Raw genomic sequence first — 24,559 nt, forward strand, 5'->3', positions numbered from 1 at the left:
TAGTATTAACATGAACTAAAGTTCAATTATTGCACAACTATGTTATTTTGTCAATATAACATGAACTGGAGTTCATGTTTATTGTCTGTGCTTTTCTATACAATTTTTCCAATTATTGACGAAACTTTCCTATGTTTATATCGTATACTTAATAGGAATATTTTACATAAGTGGAAATAGGGGTGTATAAAATGGAATTGGAAAAAGAGATGCATGTGAAGAAAGAGAATCCGAGTTTGGTAGGAATGTTTACGAGTCCTGGGGTGCAATTTGAAAGAATTAAGAGGAATCCTAAAATTTGGGTGCCGCTGATTCTTATTAGTATTATTTATGTAATAGGAATGACGTTAATGGCGCTGTCGATGGACGTGGAAGCCTTAATTGATTCGGGGGTGCCGGAAGATCAAGCGGAAATAGTACTGGCGATTACAAAGGTAACGATTGCCGTTACAGGAATTTTTGCGCCCATTTTTGGTGTTCTTATTAGCAGTGTGATTCAATTAATTATTGCCAAAATTGCTAATGCAACGGTTACGTTTAAACAGTTATTTTCAATGAATACTTATATCATGATCATCGGGGCAATCGGGCTATTAGTAAACATGGCGATTAGGTTTGGAATTGGCGGAAATCCGGAAATCTATCTGACTAGTTTAGCAGGCTTGTTAAATTCAGAAAAGGCAGGTGTTTTAGGCTCATTTGAAGTGTTTGGGATCTGGGGCGTTATCTTAACCGCTTTAGGACTTCATAAAACAGCGCAATTTTCTAAAGGGGTGGCTTGGACAATTGCGATTGTCTTCTTCTTACTTCAAATTGGATTTGGCTTGATTGGCACACTATTTCAAGGAGCGCCGAAGCTATAATGAAGAAAAAATCGTGGATTGCAGTGTGTGTAATTAGCTTGGTGGTTATCATGATTTCCGTCAGCGTTTATCGGCAAGTTTTTGCAAAAGGTCCTTTTGTTAAAACAGCCGAAATCAAACAGGAGGAAATTTCCTCACAGCTGATGATTCCTGGTACGGTAAAGCTACAGGTAGAGCAAATGGTATATGCCGCCCCTGAAAAGGGAGAACTAAAGGAACTGCTTGTGGAAGAAGGGCAGGAAGTCAAGAAGGGAACTGTTGTGGCAAAACTTCAAAATCCTCAGCTTGACTTAGAAATCGAACAAAACAAATTAGCAATTGAATCGGCTAATTTGAAAATTAATCAAATGGATAAGAAAATAAAACAGCTGAAAGAGAAAGAAAAGACTTTAGCAGACCAGATTGGTAAGGAGGAAGCAAAGAAACAGCTGGTACCGGAGTTTGAACAGCTAGAGATGGAAAAGAAATTAGCAAATTTGGATTTGAAGCAAACTTCACTTCAAAAGGATATGATCGGCAAACGTCAAGCAGATTTAGAGATTAGGAGTACAATAGACGGTGTGGTGTTATCTGCGAAGAAGCCTGATTCTACTTCAGTGGATGGAACTATGGCTGAGCCCGTTATACATATTGGTCAGCTTGCAGAAATGACAGCGACCGGACTTTTATCTGAATATGACACGTTAAAAGTTAGCAGGGGACAAAAGGTGATCGTAAAGTCTGATGCTGTGCCTGGTCAGGAATGGCAAGGAGAAATTGCAAAGATTGCCATTCTACCGCAGCAAAGCCAAATAGGCACACAAAATGGGAGCCAGGCTGTCCAGTATCCCGTGACTGTAAAAATTTCAGGTGACATAAAGAACTTAAAACCGGGTTTCCAGGTAATTATGGAAATTGAGACTGAAAAAAGGACTGCTATGGTGCTGCCCATTGATGCAATCCATGATGATGGGGATAAGCCATCTGTGTTTATTGTAAAGGATGGAAAGGCCAGTAAGCAGAAGGTGAAAACAGGGATTACATCCGGTGACAAGATTGAAATCCTTGAGGGTGTTGCAAAAGGAGATCGTGTCATTATTAAAGGACCCGATAATCTAAAGAACGGGTTGGAAGTGACAGTCAAATGATCCGGCTCGATTCCATCACTAAATCGTTTTTACTAGGAAAAGAAAGTGTGCATGTATTAAATGGCATTAGCCTTGAGATAATCCAAGGTGAGTTTGTTGCCATTATGGGGCCCTCAGGTTCAGGGAAATCAACCTTAATGAATATCATTGGCTGTTTGGATAAGCCTTCTGAAGGGGACTACTACCTCGGAGGGGAAAATGTCTCGCATTATAATGATAAGGAATTGGCGCGGGTTAGGAATCAGTCAATCGGTTTTGTCTTTCAGCAATTTCATCTTCTGCCACGCTTGTCTGCATTAAAAAATGTTGAACTTCCGATGATCTATGCCGGGGTATCAAAAAAAGAGCGTCAGATCCGAGCAGAAGAGGCTTTAACGAAAGTAGGGCTGTCAGATCGGATGGAACATCTTCCTAATGCACTGTCAGGCGGACAAAAGCAGCGGGTAGCCATTGCTAGATCAATTGTGAATCGACCTAAGCTTATTTTAGCGGATGAACCGACAGGAGCACTTGATACGAAAACAAGTAAAGATATCATGGAACAATTTCGCGAGCTTAATATGGAAGGTGTAACCGTTATTGTTGTTACCCATGAGCCTGAAGTAGCGGAGTATGCCAATCGGACGATTATGGTTAGGGATGGAATACTTCAATCCCCTGCCGCGATGGAGAGGGGGCAGTTCAAATGAGTTTTATGGAAAACCTCTCCATGGCATTAAGTTCGCTTAAAGCACATAAGATGCGCAGTATTCTGACAATGTTGGGTATCATCATTGGGGTTGGTGCTGTCATTATCGTTGTGGCGATCGGACAGGGTGGAGAAGCGATGCTGAAATCTCAGATCACCGGTCCAGGCAATACCATTGAATTGTTTTATCAGCCTTCTGATGAAGAAATGAGGGCCAACCCTAACGTCCTTATGCAAGCTCCATTTAAACAGGAAGATATCCGTGCCCTCGAACAAATTCCAGAAATTAAGCGGGTTGTCGCTTCGAGTACGCAATTATCTTCGGCCAGATTGCAAAAAGATGTTGTGGATATCTCGACTACCGGGATTAATCAAGCTTACCTGCAACTAAATGAGTTAAAGGTGGCAAAGGGCAGAAGCTTAGCCACTTCCGATTTTCTTGGTGCCAGGCGTGCAGGACTCATTAGCGATAAATTGAAAGAGGAATTATTTAAGGAAGAAAATCCTGTTGGAAAAGTACTATTGCTAGGTAACCAACCAATCGAGATTATCGGTGTATTGGAAAAGCCGACGGGTCTCCTTGCATTTGGTTCAATGGAGGTTTACCTTCCTTTCCAGACTTGGAAAAATATGTACGGAAGCAGTGATTTTACCCAAGTAACTCTGCAAGCCGCCTCACCTGAACAGTTGCAGGTTGCTGGTAAAAAGGCGGCAAAGCTGCTCAATAATAGGCATAATACAGAAAAATCCTATCAGGTAATCAATATGGAGGAAATCGCCCAAGGGATCGGTCAGATTACAAAAATCATGACGTTGATTATCGGGAGCATTGCTGGAATTTCATTGTTTGTTGGCGGTATCGGGGTCATGAACATAATGCTTGTATCTGTAACGGAAAGAACAAGGGAGATTGGTATCCGTATGGCACTAGGAGCTACTAGGGGACAGGTCTTAACCCAATTCCTCATTGAATCGATTACATTGACATTAATTGGCGGTATTTTAGGGATTTTCCTTGGCTGGGGGACTGCAACAATCGTCAGCTTCTTTGCCGGCTGGCCTTCATTGGTATCATGGCAAGTCGTGTTAGGAGGGGTTTTGTTTTCAATGATCATTGGTGTCTTATTCGGACTGCTTCCGGCCAATAAAGCCGCCAAGCTTGATCCGATTGATTCACTTCGGTATGAATAGTGATCATTTTTACAGCGTATGGTGCCTTTTTAAGCATAACAACGTGGTTGATATGTTGGCAGAATGGGCACAGTATGATAAAATAATTAATGAAATATTCAGTTAATTGATTCGGATTACTGATCCAAAATGATAGTTTAGAAGGAGACGAGACGAGGATGGAAAAAGTAAGTGTAGCGAGCAAAGGTTATTTTGGAGAATTTGGCGGCAGCTTTGTTCCTGAAGATTTACAGAAAGTAATGAATGAGCTTGAGGAACAATTTTTAAAATACAAGGACGACCGGGAATTCATAAAAGAATATAAATATTATTTGAAAGAATATATCGGCAGGGAAAATCCGCTGACATTTGCCGAAAATTTAACGAAGCAAATGGGCGGAGCAAAAATCTATCTCAAACGTGAGGATTTAAACCATACTGGTGCACATAAAATTAATAATGCGATTGGACAAATTTTATTAGCAAAACGGATGGGTGTGAAGCGGATTATTGCAGAAACAGGGGCTGGCCAGCATGGTGTTGCGACGGCAACAGCATGTGCCATGTTTGGGATGGAATGTATTATTTATATGGGCAAACTGGATACCGAGCGTCAGGCCTTGAATGTCTTTCGGATGGAATTATTGGGTGCGAAAGTTGTTCCCGTTGAAAAAGGGCAGGGCCGCTTAAAGGATGCTGTTGATGAAGCATTGGGTGACCTGGTACAAAACTATAAAAATACTTTTTATTTACTAGGATCGGCGGTGGGGCCGCATCCATATCCTACCATGGTTAAACACTTCCAAGCGATTATCAGCGAAGAATCAAAGCGCCAGATCCTTGAAAAAGAAAGAAAACTGCCAACGGCCGTGATTGCCTGTGCAGGCGGCGGCAGTAATGCAATAGGGGCGTTCGCCCATTATATTGAGGAGCCAAATGTTCGGTTAATTGGGGCCGAACCGGCAGAAGCACCTACCTTAAGCGAAGGGGTTCCTGCGGTTATTCATGGCTTTAAATGTTTAACATTGCTGGATGACAACGGTGATCCGAAACCAACATACTCCATTGCGGCAGGTTTGGATTATCCAGGTGTTGGTCCAGAGCATAGTTATTTGAAAACAAGCGGCAGAGCTGAGTACGTGACAGTCACTGGTCAAGAGGCTTTGGAGGCATTCCAATTGTTAAGTAAAACGGAAGGGATCATCCCTGCGTTAGAAAGCTCGCATGCGGTTGCCTATGCTATTAAACTGGCAAAGGAATTAACTCCAGATGACGTGTTGATTGTGAACCTTTCAGGCCGTGGTGATAAAGATGTTGAACAAGTATTCCATATGTTAAAAAAATAAAAGGCGGGACGGGTCGATTCAACAGACTCGTCCTTTTTATATAGGGTTATGAAAACTGACTAAAGATAAATCGAACATTTTAGGAACTTGGAAAAACATGATTGAAATTTGTGGAAAAAAATGAGATGGTGAAGTTGATTCCTTGTCAATAAAAATACTATATATTGGAGTAGAGAATATGATTAAGAAAAGAATCCGCCATATTCAACGCTACCGTGACATTGTCTATGCTTTTACCAAATATGGTTTCGGTTTTATCATAAATGAAATGGGACTTACTGAACTTTTAGCGGTTCCAAAAAAGGTATTTGCTGAAGGAAATAAAACACTACGCCATAAAACTACCGGTGAAAGGATTAGGCTATTTTTGGAGGAGCTCGGTCCAACCTTTGTAAAAATGGGCCAAATTGCCAGTACGAGACCGGATATGATTCCTGCTGATATGATTCAAGAACTGGTAAAACTTCAGGACCAGGTCCAACTATTTCCATTTAAGGAAGTCGAACGAATTATTGAACATGAATTCGCGGAATCAATGGAAACATTATTCGCTGCCTTTAGTGAGCAACCTCTGGCCGCAGCCTCAATCGGCCAAGTACATTATGCAGAACTGCATACTGGGGAGCGAGTAGCTGTTAAGATTCAACGTCCCAATATCCGAAAAATTATCGAAACGGATTTAGAAATTTTGCAGGATTTAGCCAGATTGGCAGAAGCGAAATTAAACTGGGCGGAAAGATATCAAATACGTGATATAGTCGCTGAATTGGCGCAATCCATTCGCCTGGAATTGGACTATGAAATCGAGGGGAGAAATGCTGAAAAGATTGCTAGACAATTTAGTACTAATCCTGATGTAAGAATTCCAAAGATCTACTGGGAAAACACCACTCCCAAAGTATTGACGATGGAATATTTAGAGGGAGTAAAATTGAATGAGGTCGAAAAACTTCATAAAGAAGGTTATGAAAGTAAAATCCTGGCGGAAAGGGTTGTAAACGCCGTCTTTCAACAAATTTTAATAGATGGCTTCTTTCATGGAGATCCCCATCCCGGAAATATTTTAGCCTTACCGGGGAACGCGATAGCTTTTATGGATTTTGGTATTATTGGCCAATTAACGCCGGAGATGAAGCAGTATGTTTCCTCTTTTGTAATAGCGATGATGAACCAAAATACCGATGAGGTTGTCAGAACAATTACAAATATGGGTCTAGTGCCGGATGAAGTTAACCATAGAAAATTAAGAGCCGATGTTGATATGCTGCGGGAAAAATATAGCCGTGTTCCCTTTAGCGAAATGAGCCTCGGCAGGGCAGTTAATGATTTGTTTTCAGTTGCCTTCCGTCATCGGATTAGAATACCAACTGATTTAACCATTTTAGGGAAGACACTGCTGACGATGGAAGGAATGGTTGAAAAGCTTAATCCGGAGTTAAGCATTATTAAAATTGCTAAACCGTTTGGAAGAAGATTGATAAAAGAACGGTTTCATCCAAAGAATGTAGCCGAAAAGGTTAGGATGCAGTTCTCTGAATATGAAGAAATCTTTACTGAAATGCCACAAACGTTAAAAGATATTACAACCATCATGAAAAAAGGGAAAATGAAAATAGAAATTACGACACCAGAGTTGGATTTATTTTTAAAGAAAGTAAATCGAATTAGTAATCGCATGTCTTTCAGTATAGTGCTCCTAGCATTTAGTATCATCATGGCTGGAGTAATTATTGGCGCATCATTATCGGGACAAACATCGACCATGCTGACAAAAATCCCAGCCATTGAAATTGGCTTTGTTATCGCCACAACTATGTTTCTATGGCTCTTATATTCCATTTTCAAATCGGGTCGATTTTAAATTCTGTGTAACAACTTTGATTAAGGACATAAAAGATACTTGTTCTAGGGAGATTAGGTAAATGGGAGAATTATTATTTGTAAAAGGGTATCACGATTACGAACGATTAAGGAACAGCTTTAATCAATTGGCTTTAAACACGTTTGGGATTGAGTTTGAAACTTGGTTTCAGCATGGATATTGGACTGAAAAATATCAACCATACTCCTACATAGATAACGGGATGGTGGTGGCTAATGTATCTGTAAATCTCTTAAATCTTGTAATTAGTGATGAGTCTAAACAAGCAATTCAAATTGGTACAGTCATGACACACCCTGATTATCGGGATAAAGGGCTATCCAGAAGGCTGATGGAAAAGGTTTTAGAGGATTTCTGCCATGTTGACATAGTTTATTTATTTGCGAATCAAACTGTTTTAGATTTTTATCCGAAGTTTGGCTTTCAGAGGGTGGAGGAAGTGGAGTTTTCAATGAGTTACAGCCAAAAGCCCTCACTAAATCTACCAAAAATTAAAAAATTAGATGGCGGAAATTCTGATGATTTAGCATTCATCTACGCGTTGGCAGCTGACAGAGTTTCAGGCTCGGGGATATTTGGAACATCAGGCAGTGAGGAACTTTTAATGTTTTATAGTATTATGGTATTCAATCAAGATCTCTACTATCTTGAAGAGGAAAAGGCGCTGGTCATCTTTAAAATTGAAGGTGATATCCTACACCTTTATGATGTAGTTTGTAGGGAGAAAGTAAATGCTCCTGGTATTTTGTCCAAGATTGCCGGAGTAAATATAAATAAAGTGATATTCCATTTTCAACCCGAGATGACAGAAGCTGCAAAGATGGACGTGCAGCCACACGAAACTAGAAATCCCCTCTTTATCAGAAACCAAACCAACATCACCTTACCGGCCGTGTTTAAACATCCATTTACCTCACAGGCATAGAGTAAATGGTGCCTGTCACCATTGCTAACCTCCCGTTAGTGGCAAACTTGTTTTTGCTTCTGGCGGTTTTTATATTTTTTTTGGTGCTGAGGTGAATTTTTTTTTGTTGCCGGAATATATTTAACCATAATTAGTGGCTGTAATTTGTCATTTGTATTGGAAAGGGGGGCTTATGTATTGGACAAGGGTCAGGTTTTATTTAAACCATAATAGGTCGGAGAATCTATCTATCTACAAGCGCGGTTGTTTTATCTTTTTGGGATCGTCTCTTGTCGCCCTATCCTTACAATTACTATTGGTGAAAAATTTCGTCATTGACGGGGGCATTATTGGCATTAGCATTATTCTCTCTTATATTACCCGCGAGGAAGTGGGATTGTTTCTCTTACTGTTGAATACCCCTTTTTTCATTCTTGCTTATACCTACCTTGGAAGCAGGTTTCTCATACTTAGCCTATTCGCAATCCTTATTCTGTCAACAGGAACGTATCTACTTGAACCTCTACCTGTCTTAACCCATAATCCCATTTTAGTGATTTTCCTGGGGGGATTCAGTTTAGGGTTGGGTGTCGGAATCACTATTCGATATGGCGGCTGTTTAGATGGGACGGAGGTATTAGCCATCCTATTTAGTAAACGTTCTCCTTTTTCGATCGGGCAATATGTGCTTTTATTTAATTTATTCATCTTTGGAAGTTCTGTTTTCATATTTGGTTTATACGAGGCGATCTACTCATTAGCCACTTTTTGTGTCGCGTATAAAACAATTGATTTATCTATAAAGGGACACTAATTATTAATCAGAAGCTATGTTTACTCTGGTTTCTAGTTTTTATTATTACTTATATAGAAAATGCCCGATCACCATTATGACCGGGCATTTTCATATTCTTATTGTTTTCCTAAAAACTCTAGTATTTTTTTATTCACTAAATCAACGGCTTCGGTTACATAGATGTGTCCGGCCCCTTGAATAGTCAGAAATTCAGCTCCATTTATATTCTCCGCCAATGTAACTCCATTTTGATACGGAACTAATCTGTCTTCATTACCGTGTATGACTAGAGTCGGTACGGTAATTTGGTCAATCTCACTCGAGGTATCATGTGCCATGCAGGCTTGAAGCTGTAACATATAAGCATAAGGCTGAACTGGTAACTCGATTCGTTTTTGAATATCTTCGGCAATCCTATCTCGATGATTTTCAATGAAGAATTGACTGTAGAGTATCGGAACAGACGCCCATGCCATTTCTTCAGGGGTAGCAATGGAAGAAGCCCTTGAAAGCATGAGCATGGCGACATCCGAACTGGGTTGTACATGATCAACACCGCCCGGGGTTGTACATCCTAAGATGAGTGAACGAATTCGTTCGGGATATTTAAGGGCGAGCCTTTGGGCAATCATTCCCCCCATCGAAATTCCATATACGTGTGCGGTCTCAACACCTGATGCATCCAAAACAGCCCTTGCATCTTCCGCCATAAGCTCAATTGAATAAGGGGTATTAGGTTTACCGCTTAGTCCTACGCCGCGATTATCAAAGATAATGACCTTGTATTTTTCGCTTAGGGCTGGGACTGTTCTAAACCAAGATTTTGAATGAAGTGATAACCCCATTATTAATAATAAGGGTTCACCTTCACCATGGATTTCATAATATAAGTCAATTCCATTCGCATTCGTTATTGGCATGCAAACCACCACTCCTTTTCATCCAGATAATAGTAGATTATATGATAATAGGAACTTTAGAAGAACCGAAACTAGGAAAGAATACCATGCTGTTTGTATCGAACAAAATGATCTTTGTTTGTAACCAAGATCAGAGAAAGTCTTATAGAGATATACCATTCGTGTCTGGCAAGATCTGTTAACCCTAAACAAACTTTTGAAAAAATTAACATCTATTATGAAGTCGGTTAATACTCCGAGAAATATTTTCCGACAAACTTCGTCAAGCTCCACTGTAATTAGTAATGGGGATTTTATAAAAAATGTGTCGTAGTAAGGAATTTTGAAAGGGTGAAAATTCCTTGTGTAGATCAGCATGCTCGATTGTGGAAAAATGTCGATAACGTTTGGTTTACAAACCAACATTTTGCGACAATAATCATAATTATATTAATATTCTAATTAATAAAGTATCCTGGCATCCAAGAAATGTAACAGCTTTTTAAAAGAATATTGATATGATCAAAAATTTTAGGAGGCATCGTTGTTTATGGTTTATCAGCAAAAGCCGTGGTTGAACATTTATGACTCAAGAATTGAAGAACATGTCAGTATTGAACATCATTCACTTTATAATTTCTTAGAAGATGCAGCAAACCGGTATCAGAATAAACCGGCATTTACCTTTTTTGGCAGGGTCTTGAGCTTCAATGAAACAAAAGCAATAACGGATCGTTTAGCCTCAGCATTACATAAAGAAGGCTTTAAAAAAGGTGACCGACTTTCCATCATGCTTCCGAATGCCCCGCACTATATTTTTGCACTTTTTGGGGTTTTTCGTCTTGGCGGTATCGCGGTTCAAGTAAATCCAATGTATGTAGAAAGAGAGATTGAACACGTATTAAATGATTCCGGTTCGGAATACATAGTTGTTCTAGATGCATTATATCCAAAGGTAAAAAAGGCACAGCCAAAAACGTCCTTAAAAAAGGTAATTGTGGTAAGCTTTGGCGGCCAGAAGATGGACCTTGCTGAGGGCGACTGCTATTTTGAAGAATTCCTTAACACTGAGCTTGACATACCTACTGTTGAGATCAATCGTGATGAGGATGTTGCCCTATTGCAGTATACGGGGGGACTACCGGGCTTTCCAAAGGTGTTATGCTTACACACACAAACCTTTTAGCTAATTTCAATCAAGTCTGTGATTTTGCCTATAAAACATGTGAGGATAAGCCGGAAGATTTTAAAATGATTACTGTCCTGCCAATGTTTCATGTTTACGGTCTTTCCAGTACTGCCCTTTGTGGAATTAGAGAAGGTGCGAACCAAATCCTGCTGCCACGATTTGATCCGAAAGAGATTATGGAGATCGTTAAGCGCGAAAAGCCTTTCCAAATGTCAGGAGTACCTACGATGTTTTTTGCCTTAAACTCTAGCCCTGGACTAGAGGAATGCGGCTTTGATGATCTTTACTATATAAGTTGTGGCGGTGCACCGTTGCCAGTGGAAGCGGCTAAATTATTCGAAAAGCGTACAGGTGCCATGCTTCTGGATGGATATGGACTATCTGAGGCAGCTCCAACGGTTATTTTTAACCCTCCGTTCGTGCCTAGAAAATATGGCAGTATTGGCATCCCAGTCCAAAGCACCACAGTTCGAATCGTCCAAGAAACAGATGATGGTTATGTGGATGCTCCAGTTGGAGAAGAGGGTGAGTTAATTGTCCAAGGTCCGCAGGTGATGAAAGGCTACTGGAATCTTCCAGAAGAGACAGCTGCTACATTGAAGGACGGTTGGTTATTTACCGGTGATATTGGCAAAATGGATGCGGAAGGCTATTTTTATATCCTTGATCGGAAAAAGGACATGATTATTGCAAGCGGCTACAATGTGTATCCGCGTGAAATCGAAGAAGTCCTATATCAACTTGAAGCGATTGAAGAAGTGCTTGTTGTCGGAGTACCTGATCCATATCGCGGAGAAACAGTGAAGGCCTATGTCAAGCTAAAACCGGGATATACGATTTCAGAAGAGGAAATCAAACAATATGGTAAGGAAAATCTTGCACCGTATAAGGCTCCAAAAGATGTAGAAATACGAGAGGATCTGCCTAAATCAACGGTTGGAAAACTATTAAGAAGAGTACTAAAAGACCAGGAGAAAATGAAAGTTAAAGCTTAATCGAATGAGGTGAAGAAAATGAATATTCAGGATTTGTTTAGCTTAAAAGGAAAAACGGCAATTGTTACTGGCGGCGGAAGAGGGTTAGGGCGGCAAATTGCCATAGCCTATGCGGAAGCAGGGGCCAATATTGTTGTTTGCTCAAGAAATGTCGATGCCTGCAAACAATTTACGGAAGCGCTTCAAGAAAAAGGAGTTCGTGCACTTGCTTTAAAATGTGATGTATCTAATTCAAATGACATTCAGCATGTGGTAGACGAAACAATGAAGGAATTTGGCAGAATTGATATTTTAGTCAATAATAGCGGGACTAGCTGGGGGGCGCCCGCACTCGAGATGCCTGCTGATAAATGGGATAAGGTGATGGATATTAATCTCAAGGCCGTTTTCCTATTTTCTCAGGCCGTTGGCAAAATTATGGTTGAGCAAAAATCCGGTAAGATTATTAATATTGCATCGATTGCCGGTATGGGCGGGCAAGACCCTTTAGTCATGGATGCGATTGGCTATTCTGCCAGTAAGGGTGCGGTCATTACCTTAACAAAGGATTTGGCTGTTAAATGGGCTCCGTACAATGTTCATGTAAACGCGATTGCCCCTGGTTTTTTCCCGACAAAAATGGCAAAAGCCATCTTGGATTATTCAGGCGAAAAGATTCTTGAACGGACACCTGCAGGCCGCTTCGGATCGGATGATGATATGAAAGGTCCGGCATTGTTCCTAGCTTCAGATGCTTCAGATTATGTTTATGGCCATGTTTTGATTGTCGATGGCGGAACAACGGCAGGGGTTCAATAACTTTTCATTTTTAATTGAATATAATGATTGACTTAATGGCTTGTATTTATTATGTTTAGGTAAACATACCAACTGGTTAGTTAAGAGGGAAAGTCATGGATTCAAAGCAACGTGATCTCGTTTCATTCTATAAAAAAATTGAAGCACAGATGAATAAAAGAATCCATGCAGAGACCAATACACGAACCTTTACAAAGGCTTTTGGAAGGGCAATGGAGGCACATCTGAAAAAGGCAAGGATTCACAGAAGGTTAACAACTAGGTGGTTAAATCGACAAGGACTTGCGAATAAGGATGAACTAGCAGCCCTTTCTAACAGAATAATAGTTTTTGAAGAAAAGATTGATCTAATGGATGATTCCATCTTTTCCATGAACAAAACCATAAAGGAAAATGATATCCAGTTGAAAATGATTCGGAAATCGTGGGATGAATGGTTTATTTTTCTAAAGAGTGAAGTAAAGTCAATACACGATAACAAGATCAATACACTAGAAAAAGAACTTCAGGAATTAAAGCAATTATTTCATAATGAATTGGATTGGGAGGAGAATGAAAATGACTGAAACAAACGAAAAGGTACTAGGGAGTCAAGAAACGGAGGGCAGCCTTGAAACGAGCCTTGATCTATTATGGAAGCTTGGTTTTGACGAGGTAGATGCATGGGCAGAGCGTTTCAATAAACGTGATGAACGTTTCCTAGCGGCAGTGAAGAACTTCGTCGAAAAGGTAAAGCAAAATCAAGAAAATGTGATCACGATTGCCGCACAATTTAGCGTGGAGCTAAAGGATTGGGAAAAAGCAGCACGTGAGGAATTCCTAGCAACCACCACGCCATTACAGCATTTCTTCCCGGTTAAATCATATGAAGAAATCAATCAAGTTGTGGAAGACATTCAAAACAAAACAGCCCAATTATTGTTAACGCCTGCACAAGCATTAACAACCGGTCAATTTCAAGCTCTTGATAAGTATTTAGAAACAGTTGAACAATATATTTCTTTTAGAAAAAAAGCGAGAGAAAAATATATTGAAAGTGTCAAGAAAACAACAAATGTCTTATATGAAAACCAAAAATTATTTGTGAATTTATTTGCAAAGCAAGTAAAAACCGCGATGTTCCCTTTTCAAAAGTACATGAAAAGTGTATCAGATTTAACAAAAGCGTAACGAGGTGAATGTAGATGTCTGGGAAAAAGCCTTACGATCCATATGAATCCCTTCATAAGTTTAGCTTATTATGGGAAAAACAGGTTAATGATTTTATCTATCTTTGGACAAATAATAAGGAATTTGTGAAAATGTCTCATTTAGGAACGGAATTTCATTCCCGTTCGCTTGAAACATTCAAAAAAAATCAAGAGGCAATTGCAAGTATGTTAAATTTGCCTACTAAAAATGATGTGACGAATGTAGCCAGCCTAACGCTTCAAGCAGAGGAAAAAGTGGAAGCTTTAGAGGAGCAAATATGGGAGCTGCAGGATGCCGTAAAATCTCAAAGTAAAGAGATTGAAAGTGTTGTTGAGGTATCTAAGGAAGTTATTAAACTAACAAAGCAATTGAAGACAGAGTTAGTAAAAACAAAAAAGGAACTGGCCGATACCAAGGATTTACATGCTGAACTTCAGGAATTGAAATTTGAATTATTGAAACTAAATGATTTTAAAGAGGAATTTGAGACCATCAAGGATCTTATTAAACAGGACAGGGCGTCAGAACCAGTATTAACTGGTGCTGGATCAGGAAATTAATAGAAAGGAGCGAAAAACACCTTGGCGATAGAATCACCTTTTAAAGGATTCATTCCAGAGTTGGATGTTGAAAAAGAAAAAATGCGCTGGGAACAACTGTTTAAGGTTTTTAGTGAGCCGGAGCCAAAGATTGGTCATACACCAAGAAATGAAGTATGGCGAAAAAATAAATCGGTATTATGGCATTATCCAGCGAAACAGAAAAAATACGAAATCCCATTATTTTTCGTGTATTCCCTTTTTAATAAACCATATATCTTAGATATCGCTCCAAAGGCAAGTGTCATTGAAGGACTTACCAATATGGGTTATGAGGTGTATTTATTAGATTGGGGTTCCCCAGGCTATGAAGATAAAAAGATGGGTCTCGACACCTACATTGAAAAGTACCTAAGGACGGCTGTTAAGCGGGCAATTCGCCATTCAGGTGCGGAAGAAATTACCCTTATCGGTTATTGCTTAGGGGGCACGATTGCATCTATTTACACTTCGATTGCCGATGAGCCAATAAAAAATTTGATTGTAGCAACGGTTCCGATTGACTTCAACCCTTTTATCGGTCCAGATCAATGGGCAGAAGGAATGAGGCAGGGCGATATCAACATTGACCGTTTTATTGATGTGTACGGGGTGGTCCCGCCGCAATTGGTAGAGGGGATGTTCAGGGCAATTGGGGCGCCAATTTATTTTACGAACTATACCATGCTATTAAGCCGAGCGCACGATCAGCGCTATGTTGATAAGTGGCGCAGGATGAATAGATGGACATTGGATCAAGTCCCTTTTGCAGGTGAAGCCTATAAACAATTAGCCAATGACCTTTATAAAGAAAACAAGCTTGTTAAAGGCGAATTGATGATTGGCAATAAAAAGGTAGACTTGAAGAATATCACAGCAAACTTGTATGTAGTTTCTGGGTCAAGGGATAATTTAATTTTGGAAGAGCAAAGTAAACCATTAATGGATTTGGCCTCAAGCGAGGATAAAACCTATGTTTCGGTTGAAGCAGGCCATGTTAGTCTGGCACTTTCCGGACTATTCGCAAAAATCGTCGATCAATGGGCATCCAGTCGTTCAAATCAGCTTTAACAAGATTTTGTAATAATGTTGGGTACAAGTAAATAAATTATTTATAGGCAAATAAGTAGGGGAAGGATGAGTCCTTCCCCCTTAGCTTGCCATTTTATGCTTATTTAAAAAATTTCGCAGGACTTTGTTAAATTCATCCTTGGCCTCAAGTTTTGCGATATGGCCGGTATTCCTGAAAATGACAAATTCCGAATGGGGAATTTGTTTGTGCATTAACAATTGAACCCAGACAGGAATAACAGAATCATATTGTCCACCTATGATTAAAGTCGGGACATTGATTGTTGATAATAAGCCTAAATTATTTACTTTAAGGCAAGCCTCCATTGATTTGAAATAGAATTCACTATTTGGCCTGTAAAATTGATAAAATTCTTCGAAATTCTCCCTTGTCCAGGAATAAAGACATATCTTTGCGGCCGTTTCCCTGAGGACATCTGGGGATTTATTTTCAGCACGGGCCTGACGATATTTTAAAAAAAGCTTTCCCAGATTTTTTGGGGCATAGTGGAAGGTGCTGACAAGCATTAATGAACGGCACATTTTAGGAGCCTGGCGATAAATTTCTTGTGCTACCATACCACCCATTGACAAACCGCAAATGTGCGCGCTTTCAATCCCAAGACCTTTTAAAAGTGTAATGATGTCATGAGCAAAATTTTTGATGGAGATTTCACCTGGTGATTGATACTCACCGTGTCCACGTAGATCCGGTATAATTAAATCGTATTGTTCAGCAAATTCAAATTGCTTCGACCAACCCTCTTTTACCTCTCCAAGACCATGAATAAAAACTAATGGTTCACCAGCGCCAAACCGCAAATAAGGAATATCGGAGCATAACTTAAATAATTCTCCCAATGTGGATTCCTCCTAATGTTTTTATTAACATATGTTGCCTAGATTTGCGAGGTGTAAACATTTATAATATTCTGATTAGTTAAGTATACCGAGACTATTATCATTTTATTACCTTATATATGTAAATTACATATATAAAACAAGCGTGATTTTTTGAATGTGAAAGCATTGTACGGTAATATAGAGCTAGTAAGGTAATTTTTTGCAAATGAGGTCTCGTAATGATTAAAAGGTATTTCACTTTTGAAAAAAATAATGGCATTGCACCATATACATGGACGATTCTTTGCATATTACCTTTTTACTTTATATTTCAATCCCCTTCTACAATTGAAATAGTTGTTGGGATATTACTTACCTTGGTATTCTTTATCCTCTACCGGATTGCATTTATGTCAAAAGGCTGGCCAGTGTATCTATGGACGTTGATTCTCATTGGAATCTCCATCACAGCCTCAAGCCTTTTTAGCTATGTTTATTTTGCCTTTTTCTTGGCCTATTTTATCGGCAATATAAAAGAACGGATTCCCTTTTTCACTTTATATTTCATTCATTTGATTAGTACTTCTGCTGCAATTAATTTTAACATCGTCGTTCATGAGAAATTATTCTTAACACAGCTCCCTTTTGTTATTATCATTTGGATAAGTGTCATCCTCCTCCCGTTTAGCATCTATAATCGGAAAGAGCGGGGACAGTTAGAAGAAAAACTGGAAGATGCAAACAAAAGGATTTCAGAACTGATCAAAATTGAGGAGCGGAATCGCATTGCTCGTGACCTTCATGATACGCTTGGACAAAAACTGTCATTGATTGGTTTGAAGTCAGATTTGGCGCGGAGATTGATTGTAAAGGATCCGGAGCAGGCGCGCCAAGAATTAAAGGATGTTCAACAAACTGCCCGGACAGCGTTAAGCGAAGTCAGAAAAATGGTTTCTTCGATGCGAGGTATTCGCTTAAAAGATGAGATTCTTCGAGTAAAAGAAATCATCAAAGCGGCTCAGATCAATTTTGAATCTGAAGGCGATTTTAACTTGGCAAATGTGTCGCTTTTAACTGAGAATATATTAAGTATGTGTTTGAAAGAGGCCGTAAACAATGTGGTGAAACATAGTGAAGCTAATTCTTGTTTCATATCAATCGAGCAAACGTGGAAGGAAACTGTGATGACGATTCGTGACGACGGTGTCTTTAAGAATGAAACAGGGACTTTAGCTGAGGGTCATGGCCTAATTGGAATGAAGGAACGGCTGGAATTTATCAATGGCAATCTTAAGCTAGTTACAAAGGGCGGAACTACATTAATTATTAGCGTGCCCAATGATGTCAAACCATTAGAAAAGGAGGGACGTAAATGATTAGAATCGTTATCGCTGAGGACCAGCAAATGCTTTTAGGTGCCTTTGGCTCACTGCTTAGTCTTGAAGAGGATATGGAGGTAATTGGAAAAGCCTCAAACGGCGAGGAAGCCGTAGCGTTAGTAAAGAAATTTCTGCCTGATGTTTGCATTATGGATATTGAAATGCCGGGTAAGAGTGGTCTTGAGGCGGCTGAAGAGGTTAAAGGATTAGGCTGTAAAGTAATCATTTTAACCACCTTCGCCCGAACTGGCTATTTTCAACGTGCGTTAAAGGCTGGTGTCAGTGGATATTTGTTGAAGGATAGTCCAAGTGAAGAGTTGGCGAGCTCCATTCGAAACGTAATGGCAGGTAGACGAATTTATGCACCCGAATTAATGGACGATGTGTACGGGGAGGAAAATCCGCTAACTGATCGGGAGAAAGAAGTGTTGGAGCTTGTAGCAGATGGAAAGAACACGAAAGAAATCGCTGAAGAGCTTAGCATTAAAACCGGAACTGTCCGTAACTATATTTCCATTATTTTAGACAAACTCGAAGTGAAAAATCGTATTGAGGCCATCACCCAATCAAAAGAAAAAGGATGGTTTAAATGATACGCAGACGGCAGCCGATCTTAAGAATCTGCTGCCGTTTTAAAAGTCCCTATAAAATTTTTAATATATTCGAACACCTCGTTGGGGCGTTCTTCCGGGAGAGCATGGCCGCTTTCTTTTAAAATGATCAATTCCGAATTGGATAAATCTTTGTTAAGTTGTTCCCCAACCTTTAGAGGCATCGATTTATCATGATCACCCCAAAGCAATAAGCAAGGGGTCTTAATTTGCCTAAGAATGTAGGCGGGCAGATCCCCCTCACGGTCACGAATCATTCGTGTAAGTGCCACGAAAATTCCATCCTGTAAAAAGGGTTCTAAGTAGCCATTAATCATTTCATCATTAATAATGGAGTGGTTATAGAGGGTTTCCTGTAAGTTTTTCTTCACTCCCATGCGGGCAAACTTATATTTCACAAAAAGATGGAAATACGGTATATAACTAGAGATGATTAATGGCAATTTAAAGCGTTTCAGATAGGCTGAACTACAAAGAAGGATAGCTTTATCAGCGAGCTCTGGCATCATGTGAAGGATATTCAGGACAATTTGTCCGCCCATTGAATGACCAATAAAGGTCATTTTTTTTAATCCTAATGATTCGGTAAGGTTGATAACGGTTTGAGCGAGATTCTTATAGGAATATACATATTGATTGCATTTCGCACTTTTTCCAAATGGAGGAAGATCAATTGACAACACTTGATACTCTTTTTTTAATAGGGAGATCAAATGACGGAATGTGAAGGTGGATGAAAGAAAGCCATGCAATAAAACTAACGTTTTTTCGGATGTTTGGTGTGGATAAAATTCATAATAGACATTAATGTTATTTACCTGTTGACTGCCGGTGAATACGTCCCGTTCCATTTATGGTTCCTCCTGTTCCCACATGAAAATAATTAAAATTACTATTCCCCATTTTTTATTCTTCCATCATAAAGCAAAAAATAAAAATAAAATATTTGAATTTTTAGATAATTAAATGTATAATGAAAAAAAGCTCAAGGAGTTGATTTCCATGGAAAAGAAATTACTAAATTCACCCCAACATTCGGAAGAGTATACAGATGCTGCAGTTGCTGAGATGTTCTTAAACAATGTCCTGCTTGAATTTAAGAAGGAAAAGATCCGTAAGGAAATCGACCAAACATTACAGGATGGCAACAAAGATTTGTTTCTTAAACTATCAGAGGAATTAAAGAAAATTTCGTAACTCCATTACTAACGAACCTATTTCTATTAAAAAGAATCCCCAATCCTTTGGACTGGGGATTCTTGGCCGTTCCAGCTGCTGAACATAATTGTAACTATTTTAAACCGTTTGGGGGCCCATTACGGTTTTTTTTATTAAAAAAATGAAGAAGGTATAAGCTATTGAAAAGAGTAATGATTGAAGAATAGTAAAATGTTCAATATTTAGCCATAATTAATTACAATCTTATTATTGTTAATACATTTTATTACCGTTATCATTGTTTAGATAGTGTAAATAGAATGAAAGAAATGTACGGGGCTAAATGGAGCCATTTGTGTTTGGGGGTGTTATGAATTGTATTATAAAAGTAAATTTTGCATGTTTATGGTAATTGTGTCCCTTTTCCTGTTTTTATTTCCGTCTATTTTTTCTGCCCACGCTTACATTAAGAAATCGACGCCAATAGAAAACCAAATGCTTGAACAAGCACCAAAAGAAATAACGATTCAATTTGATGAAACCGTCCAGCCAGCCTTTAATTCGATTAAAGTGTTTGATTCGGATGGGAACAGGGTTGACAAAAAAGATGGGAAGATTGACCCAAAACAGCCGTCCATACTAAAAAGCGGGTTAAAGAAAAATCTTCCTGAAGGTACTTATCGAATAAAATGGAAGGTTGTTTCAAGTGACGGCCATCCTGTTGAGGGAGTTATCCCTTTTCAAATCGGAACTAAAGATCAAGGCTCAGCTAATATACATAAAAAATCAACCGGCTACACACCGAAAGCAGATCTTATTATTATCCGCTGGGTGCAATATCTAAGTAATGCATGCTATGTTGGGCTCCTGTTTTTTTACATAGTGATTTTGCCGAAGGAATATCGGATAAATGGATCTACTGATAAACTGTTCCTAAGATTGTTAAGTTCGAGTTTGGTACTCTTATTCCTTAGTATCCTGCTCAGTTTGCCATTGCAAGCAACCATTGAATCTGGTTTCCCATGGAGCGAAGTGTTTAGCTTTCAAACATTCGAAAATATGTTGATGAACACAAACTTTGGCCAAACATGGATTTACCAGGTTGCTATCCTTTTGACATTGGCCCTCATAACATCATTTATCGGAATGGCAGAAAGCACGAAAAGGATTCTTCTATGGGTCTGTCTAGCTTTAGCCACGGCATTGCTTCTAACAAAGGCGCTAACAAGCCATGCAGCGGCCCATGCCAACCAATTATTAACGATATCTATGGATTTTCTTCATTTACTGGCAGCATCAATTTGGATAGGAAGTTTAATTGGATTTGTAGTACTATTTTCATGGTGTAAAAACGAAAAAACGAAACAAGAATATTTACAAATGATGAAAGGTTTCTCTAAGTGGGGAATTATTCTCGTTCTTCTTTTAACCTTTACGGGGGTGTTTGGCAGCCTATTATATATCCCAAATCCTTCTTCACTTATTCAAACAACTTATGGGAAAGTGTTAACTAGTAAGGTTACACTGTTTTTGTTAATGCTGATACTTGCAGGCGTAAATTTTATAAAGGGAAAAGGAAAAAAAGAAAAGGGACTTTTTGCTTCCTTATGGGGCGAACTTTCCATTGGGGTGATCATCCTGATTCTATCTGTCGTTCTAACCAATTTGCCTACAGCGATACAATCTCCAGGGCCATATAAGGAAACCAAAACAGTTCAGGGCAACCAAGTGACTTTAAGGGTAACCCCTAATACTATTGGAGAAAATCTATATGAACTTACGCTAAAAGATCAGCAAGGGGAGCCCATCAAGGATATTGAACAATTACACTTAACTTTTTCCATGACTGAAATGGATATGGGAAAGGAAACAGTCATTCTAAAAAAGGTTTCCGATGATAGGTTCGAGGTGCAAGGTTTGCATTTTATCATGGCAGGTGAATGGAATGTACATGTTCACATTTTGACGAAGTCGTTGGAAAGCATTGATACAGATTTTCACGTTTTAGTCGGAAGTCAATAAAAGAATTGGAGGAATCATTATGAAAAAAACGATTTTAAAAATATCCAAGTTACTCATTCCAGCAGTTATTAGTTTATTTTTCTTTACCAGTATGGCAAGTGCTCATGTGACAGTAGTTCCAAAAACATCGGCAACCGGTGCATGGGAAACCTATACTTTAAAGGTTCCAGTTGAAAAAGATGTTGCCACAACTAAAGTAACAGTTAAGGCTCCTGAAGGCGTAGAAATTATGTCCTACCAACCAGTTCCAGGGTGGACATATACAGCTGAAAAAGATGCAAGTGGAAAAGTAAAAACCTTCACATTTGAAGCAACTGGTGAGGGGATCCAAGCCGGGCAATTTCAACAATTTGTGTTTGTAGCAAAAAACCCTGAAAAGGCTTCTAAAGCAGCATGGGATGCATTTCAGTATTACAAAGATGGCAGCATTGTAGAGTGGACAGGTGACGAAAAATCGGAGTCACCACATTCGATTACGGATATTGTGACGGCAACTTCAACAGATCACCATGATTCAGCGACAACAGAACATGCAGAAAAAACAGATAAGGCGCCAACCGCTGACACTGAGAATGAGGATGAAACATCCGATTCTCTTCCACTTATCTTATCTGGTGCCGCTGCGTTACTTTCACTTATAGCACTTGTACTTGCTATTCGAAAAAAATAACAAAGAAACAGGAGAAGCCTTGTGCTCTCCTGTTTTATTTATATATTAGGGGAAATATACCAAATTCCGCTCCCAATCTAATAAACTCTCGACTATCATTTCATAAACAGTAAATTCTGTACTAAGTAAAAATAAGTTCTTCCTAGTATACGCTTTTATTAGGAATCGTATCTAAGCCCCAGGTCTTAGTTGAAAATAAAACTTGAGATTGTTCCCAATATAATAGATGCCATTTAGACTATTTATAGGGAAGATTAGGTGATTTACATTCTCCTCCCAATTGAAAATGAGTTTGTTGGAGGTATTAAATATGGAGCGGAAAATATATGTCCTTTTAACTGATACTGGTACAATTTTTACAAGAATAATAAAGTTTTATACGAAGAAGCCCCACAATCACGCATCCATTGTGGTAGATGACCATTTTAACAAGGTTTATAGTTTTGGCAGAAGGAATCCGAGGAATCCTTTCATGGCCGGATTCGTACAGGAGAATATTCGAGGTGGTTTATTTAGAAATGCCGATTGTGCTATTTATTGTGTTACGCTCACAGATACCCAATTTGAAAAAATAATTGCTAAAATAAGAGAAATGGAGGAGCATAAGAGTAATTACAGATACAATCTTATCGGTTTAATTGCAGTAATGCTAAATAGGGAGATTGACCGCAAGAATGCCTTCTTTTGCTCCCACTTTGTTGCGACCCTTCTTGAGGAATCAGGTATTCCAATAAAAAATCAAAAACCGCTTTCCCTTGTAACCCCACATGATATTAAGGAATCAGCCTCTCTAAAATTAATTTACGAAGGGAAGCTATCAAGTTACGTTCAAAATTATTATCAACAATATGGTCACGATAGAGTGGAAGTCATTTAAGGAGATACCCCTGTTTTTACTGAGATAGCAGGGGCATTACATTGATTATCAAGCAATTCTTTCTTGCGTCTCGCCTTTTTTCACTTTGACTTTTTCCACAAACACTTTAAACAGCATTAAAGAGCGTTGAAAAACCGGGCTTTGTATAAAGGTATAAAGGAATGTAGCGATAAACACCGGACCGCCTAATAAGAACCCAATAACTAGGACGAAACTTTCAACGATCATACGAGCTTGGCTTACTGACAAGCTAGTTTTATCAGAGATCGAGAGCATAAAGCCATCCCGTGGACCGGCACCAATCCCTGCTGCTACATACATCCCGCCACCGATACCCGTGATGACCACTCCCGAAAGGAGAATCAGATAATCGAGCCATGTATTTGTTGCTTTGGGGAGAATATCTAGCCAAAGAAAAAAGTCCATAATGGGACCAATACACAGTGCATTTAAAATGGTTCCCAAACTTATATAGTTGCGGGCCACAAAAAAGGAAATGATGATTAGGACGAGCCCGCATATCACGCCCCATGTTCCAATGGTTAATCCAAAATGCTGGTAAAGTGCCACATTTAGGACTTCCCAAGGGTGCAGTCCTACATATTTGACCTTAACTGCGATGGCATTACCTAGGCCAAAAAAGGTTAGCCCCAAAAAGAATAAACAGTACTGAAAGAGTTTCAACCGGATGTTCCCCCAATAATTCTAATGACTTTTCTGAATATTAAAACCTATCTACATATATTAAAATGTACTGTCACATTTTTCAATAGTTAATTTGAATTATGGCTAAGAATAAATAAGAAGTAACGTTATGAAAAATGAAGTTGGTTTCTTCTATAAACAAAAAATTCAACATATATTTTAAAAAAAGACCTTCAGTCGTATGAAGGTCTTTTACTTTGACAATGAAAGAGGGATACACTGATGCCAAGTGAAGTGCAACATGTAGAATTAAATATCCCAATTGAGGTAATTTGGGATTTTATTAGAGACGAAAATAATTGGGCGCCACTTGTCCCTGGGTATATTCAACATGAAAAAATGAATGAGCGTCAAATCAGTTGGGAATTTAAAAGCGACCTTGTTGTCATGAAAAAAAGGTTACGCTCATTATTGATATTAAAGAGTGGAACGAGCCGAGTAAGGTGAGCTTTGAATTAAAACGGAAGAACGAAAAGTATATTGGTGAAGGGTATTTTGAAGCAAAAGCCATAAATAGAAATAAAACGCGAGTAACTGGGTTTCTCGAAATCAATGCAACAGGGCCAATGGGGACATTAGCAAATACCCTTTTTAAAAAAGCAGTTCAAATAACGGATGAAGAAATGACAGTTGCTATCTCTTCAAAGCTTGAAGAATTCACTAGAAAATAAAACGTAAAGTCGCAAACCCTAATAAACAAGGGTTGCGGCTTTTTTTAATGAATAAAATTAAGCTAATCTTAAGCATTAAATGGTACTGTTGGGACAAATTTAACTAGCCTAATTAGAAATGAGGAG

The 24,559-nt window shown here is 38.9% G+C and carries 26 protein-coding genes and 1 pseudogene; 23 read left to right on the forward strand and 4 right to left on the reverse strand.

The window, feature by feature from the left end:
- Window positions 1-191: 191 nt before the first annotated feature.
- The 8 genes from RCG19_RS16745 to RCG19_RS16780 all read left to right on the forward strand — a co-directional run bounded on the left by RCG19_RS16745 (window position 192) and on the right by RCG19_RS16780 (window position 8,794).
- Window positions 192-863: a YknW family membrane protein gene (locus RCG19_RS16745; RefSeq protein WP_308108054.1), complete on the forward strand. Its 672-nt coding sequence runs from the start codon at window positions 192-194 to the stop codon at window positions 861-863.
- Entirely contained in the window at window positions 863-1,990 is a 1,128-nt protein-coding gene (locus tag RCG19_RS16750) for an efflux RND transporter periplasmic adaptor subunit (protein ID WP_308108055.1), read from the forward strand. The genes RCG19_RS16745 and RCG19_RS16750 overlap by 1 nt, the downstream gene beginning before the upstream one ends.
- Entirely contained in the window at window positions 1,987-2,679 is a 693-nt protein-coding gene (locus RCG19_RS16755; protein WP_308108057.1) for an ABC transporter ATP-binding protein, read from the forward strand. Before RCG19_RS16750 ends, RCG19_RS16755 begins: the two co-directional genes overlap by 4 nt.
- Window positions 2,676-3,869, forward strand: a complete 1,194-nt coding sequence (locus RCG19_RS16760) for an ABC transporter permease (RefSeq protein WP_308108058.1) — start codon at window positions 2,676-2,678, stop codon at window positions 3,867-3,869. Before RCG19_RS16755 ends, RCG19_RS16760 begins: the two co-directional genes overlap by 4 nt.
- 158 nt (window positions 3,870-4,027) lie before the next feature.
- Window positions 4,028-5,194, forward strand: coding sequence for a tryptophan synthase subunit beta (gene trpB, locus RCG19_RS16765; protein WP_308108059.1), 1,167 nt, complete (start codon window positions 4,028-4,030; stop codon window positions 5,192-5,194).
- Between the two features lie 178 nt (window positions 5,195-5,372).
- Window positions 5,373-7,055: an ABC1 kinase family protein gene (locus RCG19_RS16770; protein WP_308108060.1), complete on the forward strand. Its 1,683-nt coding sequence runs from the start codon at window positions 5,373-5,375 to the stop codon at window positions 7,053-7,055.
- Window positions 7,056-7,116: 61 nt separating this feature from the next.
- Entirely contained in the window at window positions 7,117-8,001 is an 885-nt protein-coding gene (locus tag RCG19_RS16775; RefSeq protein ID WP_308108061.1) for a GNAT family N-acetyltransferase, read from the forward strand.
- A 172-nt stretch (window positions 8,002-8,173) separates the two neighbouring features.
- Window positions 8,174-8,794 carry a YitT family protein gene (locus tag RCG19_RS16780; protein WP_308108062.1) on the forward strand — a complete coding sequence of 207 codons (621 nt, stop codon included), beginning with the start codon at window positions 8,174-8,176 and terminating at the stop codon, window positions 8,792-8,794.
- A 98-nt stretch (window positions 8,795-8,892) separates the two neighbouring features.
- Here the strand turns inward: RCG19_RS16780 and RCG19_RS16785 are convergent, their stop codons facing one another.
- Complete coding sequence (locus RCG19_RS16785) at window positions 8,893-9,696, reverse strand: alpha/beta fold hydrolase (protein ID WP_166237644.1); 804 nt, start codon at window positions 9,694-9,696, stop codon at window positions 8,893-8,895.
- 529 nt (window positions 9,697-10,225) lie between these two features.
- On the opposite strand from RCG19_RS16785, the pseudogene RCG19_RS16790 reads away from it, so the two are divergent.
- The 7 genes and pseudogenes from RCG19_RS16790 to RCG19_RS16820 form a co-directional block, all read left to right on the forward strand.
- Window positions 10,226-11,373, forward strand: a pseudogene (locus RCG19_RS16790) (AMP-binding protein); the annotation flags it as partial.
- A gap of 171 nt (window positions 11,374-11,544) precedes the next feature.
- Window positions 11,545-11,859, forward strand: coding sequence for an AMP-binding enzyme (locus RCG19_RS16795; RefSeq protein ID WP_308111014.1), 315 nt, complete (start codon window positions 11,545-11,547; stop codon window positions 11,857-11,859).
- Between the two features lie 18 nt (window positions 11,860-11,877).
- Window positions 11,878-12,657, forward strand: a complete 780-nt coding sequence (locus tag RCG19_RS16800) for an SDR family oxidoreductase (RefSeq protein ID WP_308108063.1) — start codon at window positions 11,878-11,880, stop codon at window positions 12,655-12,657.
- A gap of 95 nt (window positions 12,658-12,752) precedes the next feature.
- The gene (locus RCG19_RS16805) at window positions 12,753-13,223 is read left to right on the forward strand and encodes a hypothetical protein (protein ID WP_308108064.1); all 471 of its coding nucleotides are present in this window, start codon (window positions 12,753-12,755) and stop codon (window positions 13,221-13,223) included.
- Window positions 13,216-13,827, forward strand: a complete 612-nt coding sequence (locus RCG19_RS16810) for a hypothetical protein (RefSeq protein ID WP_166237648.1) — start codon at window positions 13,216-13,218, stop codon at window positions 13,825-13,827. The genes RCG19_RS16805 and RCG19_RS16810 overlap by 8 nt, the downstream gene beginning before the upstream one ends.
- A gap of 14 nt (window positions 13,828-13,841) precedes the next feature.
- Complete coding sequence (locus RCG19_RS16815; protein ID WP_308108065.1) at window positions 13,842-14,408, forward strand: polyhydroxyalkanoate biosynthesis repressor PhaR; 567 nt, start codon at window positions 13,842-13,844, stop codon at window positions 14,406-14,408.
- A gap of 21 nt (window positions 14,409-14,429) precedes the next feature.
- The gene (locus RCG19_RS16820) at window positions 14,430-15,497 is read left to right on the forward strand and encodes an alpha/beta fold hydrolase (protein ID WP_308108066.1); all 1,068 of its coding nucleotides are present in this window, start codon (window positions 14,430-14,432) and stop codon (window positions 15,495-15,497) included.
- A gap of 81 nt (window positions 15,498-15,578) precedes the next feature.
- Here RCG19_RS16820 and RCG19_RS16825 read toward each other — a convergent pair whose 3' ends face one another.
- A complete protein-coding gene (locus RCG19_RS16825) occupies window positions 15,579-16,358 on the reverse strand; it encodes an alpha/beta fold hydrolase (RefSeq protein WP_166237651.1) in 780 nt (259 codons plus the stop codon).
- Window positions 16,359-16,579: 221 nt separating this feature from the next.
- On the opposite strand from RCG19_RS16825, the gene RCG19_RS16830 reads away from it, so the two are divergent.
- Together RCG19_RS16830 and RCG19_RS16835 are read left to right on the forward strand one after the other, a co-directional pair.
- Window positions 16,580-17,716 carry a sensor histidine kinase gene (locus RCG19_RS16830; protein WP_308108067.1) on the forward strand — a complete coding sequence of 379 codons (1,137 nt, stop codon included), beginning with the start codon at window positions 16,580-16,582 and terminating at the stop codon, window positions 17,714-17,716.
- On the forward strand, window positions 17,713-18,312 hold the full coding sequence (locus RCG19_RS16835; RefSeq protein ID WP_166237653.1) for a response regulator transcription factor: 600 nt from the start codon (window positions 17,713-17,715) through the stop codon (window positions 18,310-18,312). The genes RCG19_RS16830 and RCG19_RS16835 overlap by 4 nt, the downstream gene beginning before the upstream one ends.
- Window positions 18,313-18,332: 20 nt before the next feature.
- Here RCG19_RS16835 and RCG19_RS16840 read toward each other — a convergent pair whose 3' ends face one another.
- A complete protein-coding gene (locus RCG19_RS16840) occupies window positions 18,333-19,181 on the reverse strand; it encodes an alpha/beta fold hydrolase (RefSeq protein WP_308108068.1) in 849 nt (282 codons plus the stop codon).
- A 151-nt stretch (window positions 19,182-19,332) separates the two neighbouring features.
- Between RCG19_RS16840 and RCG19_RS16845 the strand changes: the two genes are divergently transcribed.
- From RCG19_RS16845 to RCG19_RS16860, 4 genes are all read left to right on the forward strand, one after another.
- On the forward strand, window positions 19,333-19,527 hold the full coding sequence (locus tag RCG19_RS16845; protein WP_166237655.1) for an IDEAL domain-containing protein: 195 nt from the start codon (window positions 19,333-19,335) through the stop codon (window positions 19,525-19,527).
- Window positions 19,528-19,863: 336 nt separating this feature from the next.
- Window positions 19,864-21,510, forward strand: a complete 1,647-nt coding sequence (locus RCG19_RS16850; RefSeq protein ID WP_308108069.1) for a copper resistance protein CopC — start codon at window positions 19,864-19,866, stop codon at window positions 21,508-21,510.
- 19 nt (window positions 21,511-21,529) lie between these two features.
- Entirely contained in the window at window positions 21,530-22,180 is a 651-nt protein-coding gene (locus RCG19_RS16855; protein ID WP_308108070.1) for a YcnI family copper-binding membrane protein, read from the forward strand.
- A gap of 310 nt (window positions 22,181-22,490) precedes the next feature.
- Complete coding sequence (locus RCG19_RS16860) at window positions 22,491-23,057, forward strand: hypothetical protein (RefSeq protein WP_308108071.1); 567 nt, start codon at window positions 22,491-22,493, stop codon at window positions 23,055-23,057.
- Window positions 23,058-23,105: 48 nt separating this feature from the next.
- Here RCG19_RS16860 and RCG19_RS16865 read toward each other — a convergent pair whose 3' ends face one another.
- Window positions 23,106-23,747: a YczE/YyaS/YitT family protein gene (locus RCG19_RS16865; RefSeq protein WP_308111015.1), complete on the reverse strand. Its 642-nt coding sequence runs from the start codon at window positions 23,745-23,747 to the stop codon at window positions 23,106-23,108.
- A 237-nt stretch (window positions 23,748-23,984) separates the two neighbouring features.
- Here RCG19_RS16865 and RCG19_RS16870 point away from each other — a divergent pair, with 237 nt between their 5' ends.
- Both RCG19_RS16870 and RCG19_RS16875 read left to right on the forward strand, forming a co-directional pair.
- Window positions 23,985-24,209, forward strand: coding sequence for a hypothetical protein (locus RCG19_RS16870; RefSeq protein WP_308108072.1), 225 nt, complete (start codon window positions 23,985-23,987; stop codon window positions 24,207-24,209).
- A complete protein-coding gene (locus RCG19_RS16875; protein WP_308108074.1) occupies window positions 24,206-24,433 on the forward strand; it encodes a hypothetical protein in 228 nt (75 codons plus the stop codon). Before RCG19_RS16870 ends, RCG19_RS16875 begins: the two co-directional genes overlap by 4 nt.
- Window positions 24,434-24,559: the final 126 nt, after the last annotated feature.

Source organism: Neobacillus sp. OS1-2, assembly GCF_030915505.1.
In the GTDB taxonomy this organism is placed as follows: Bacteria; Bacillota; Bacilli; order Bacillales; family Cytobacillaceae; genus Neobacillus.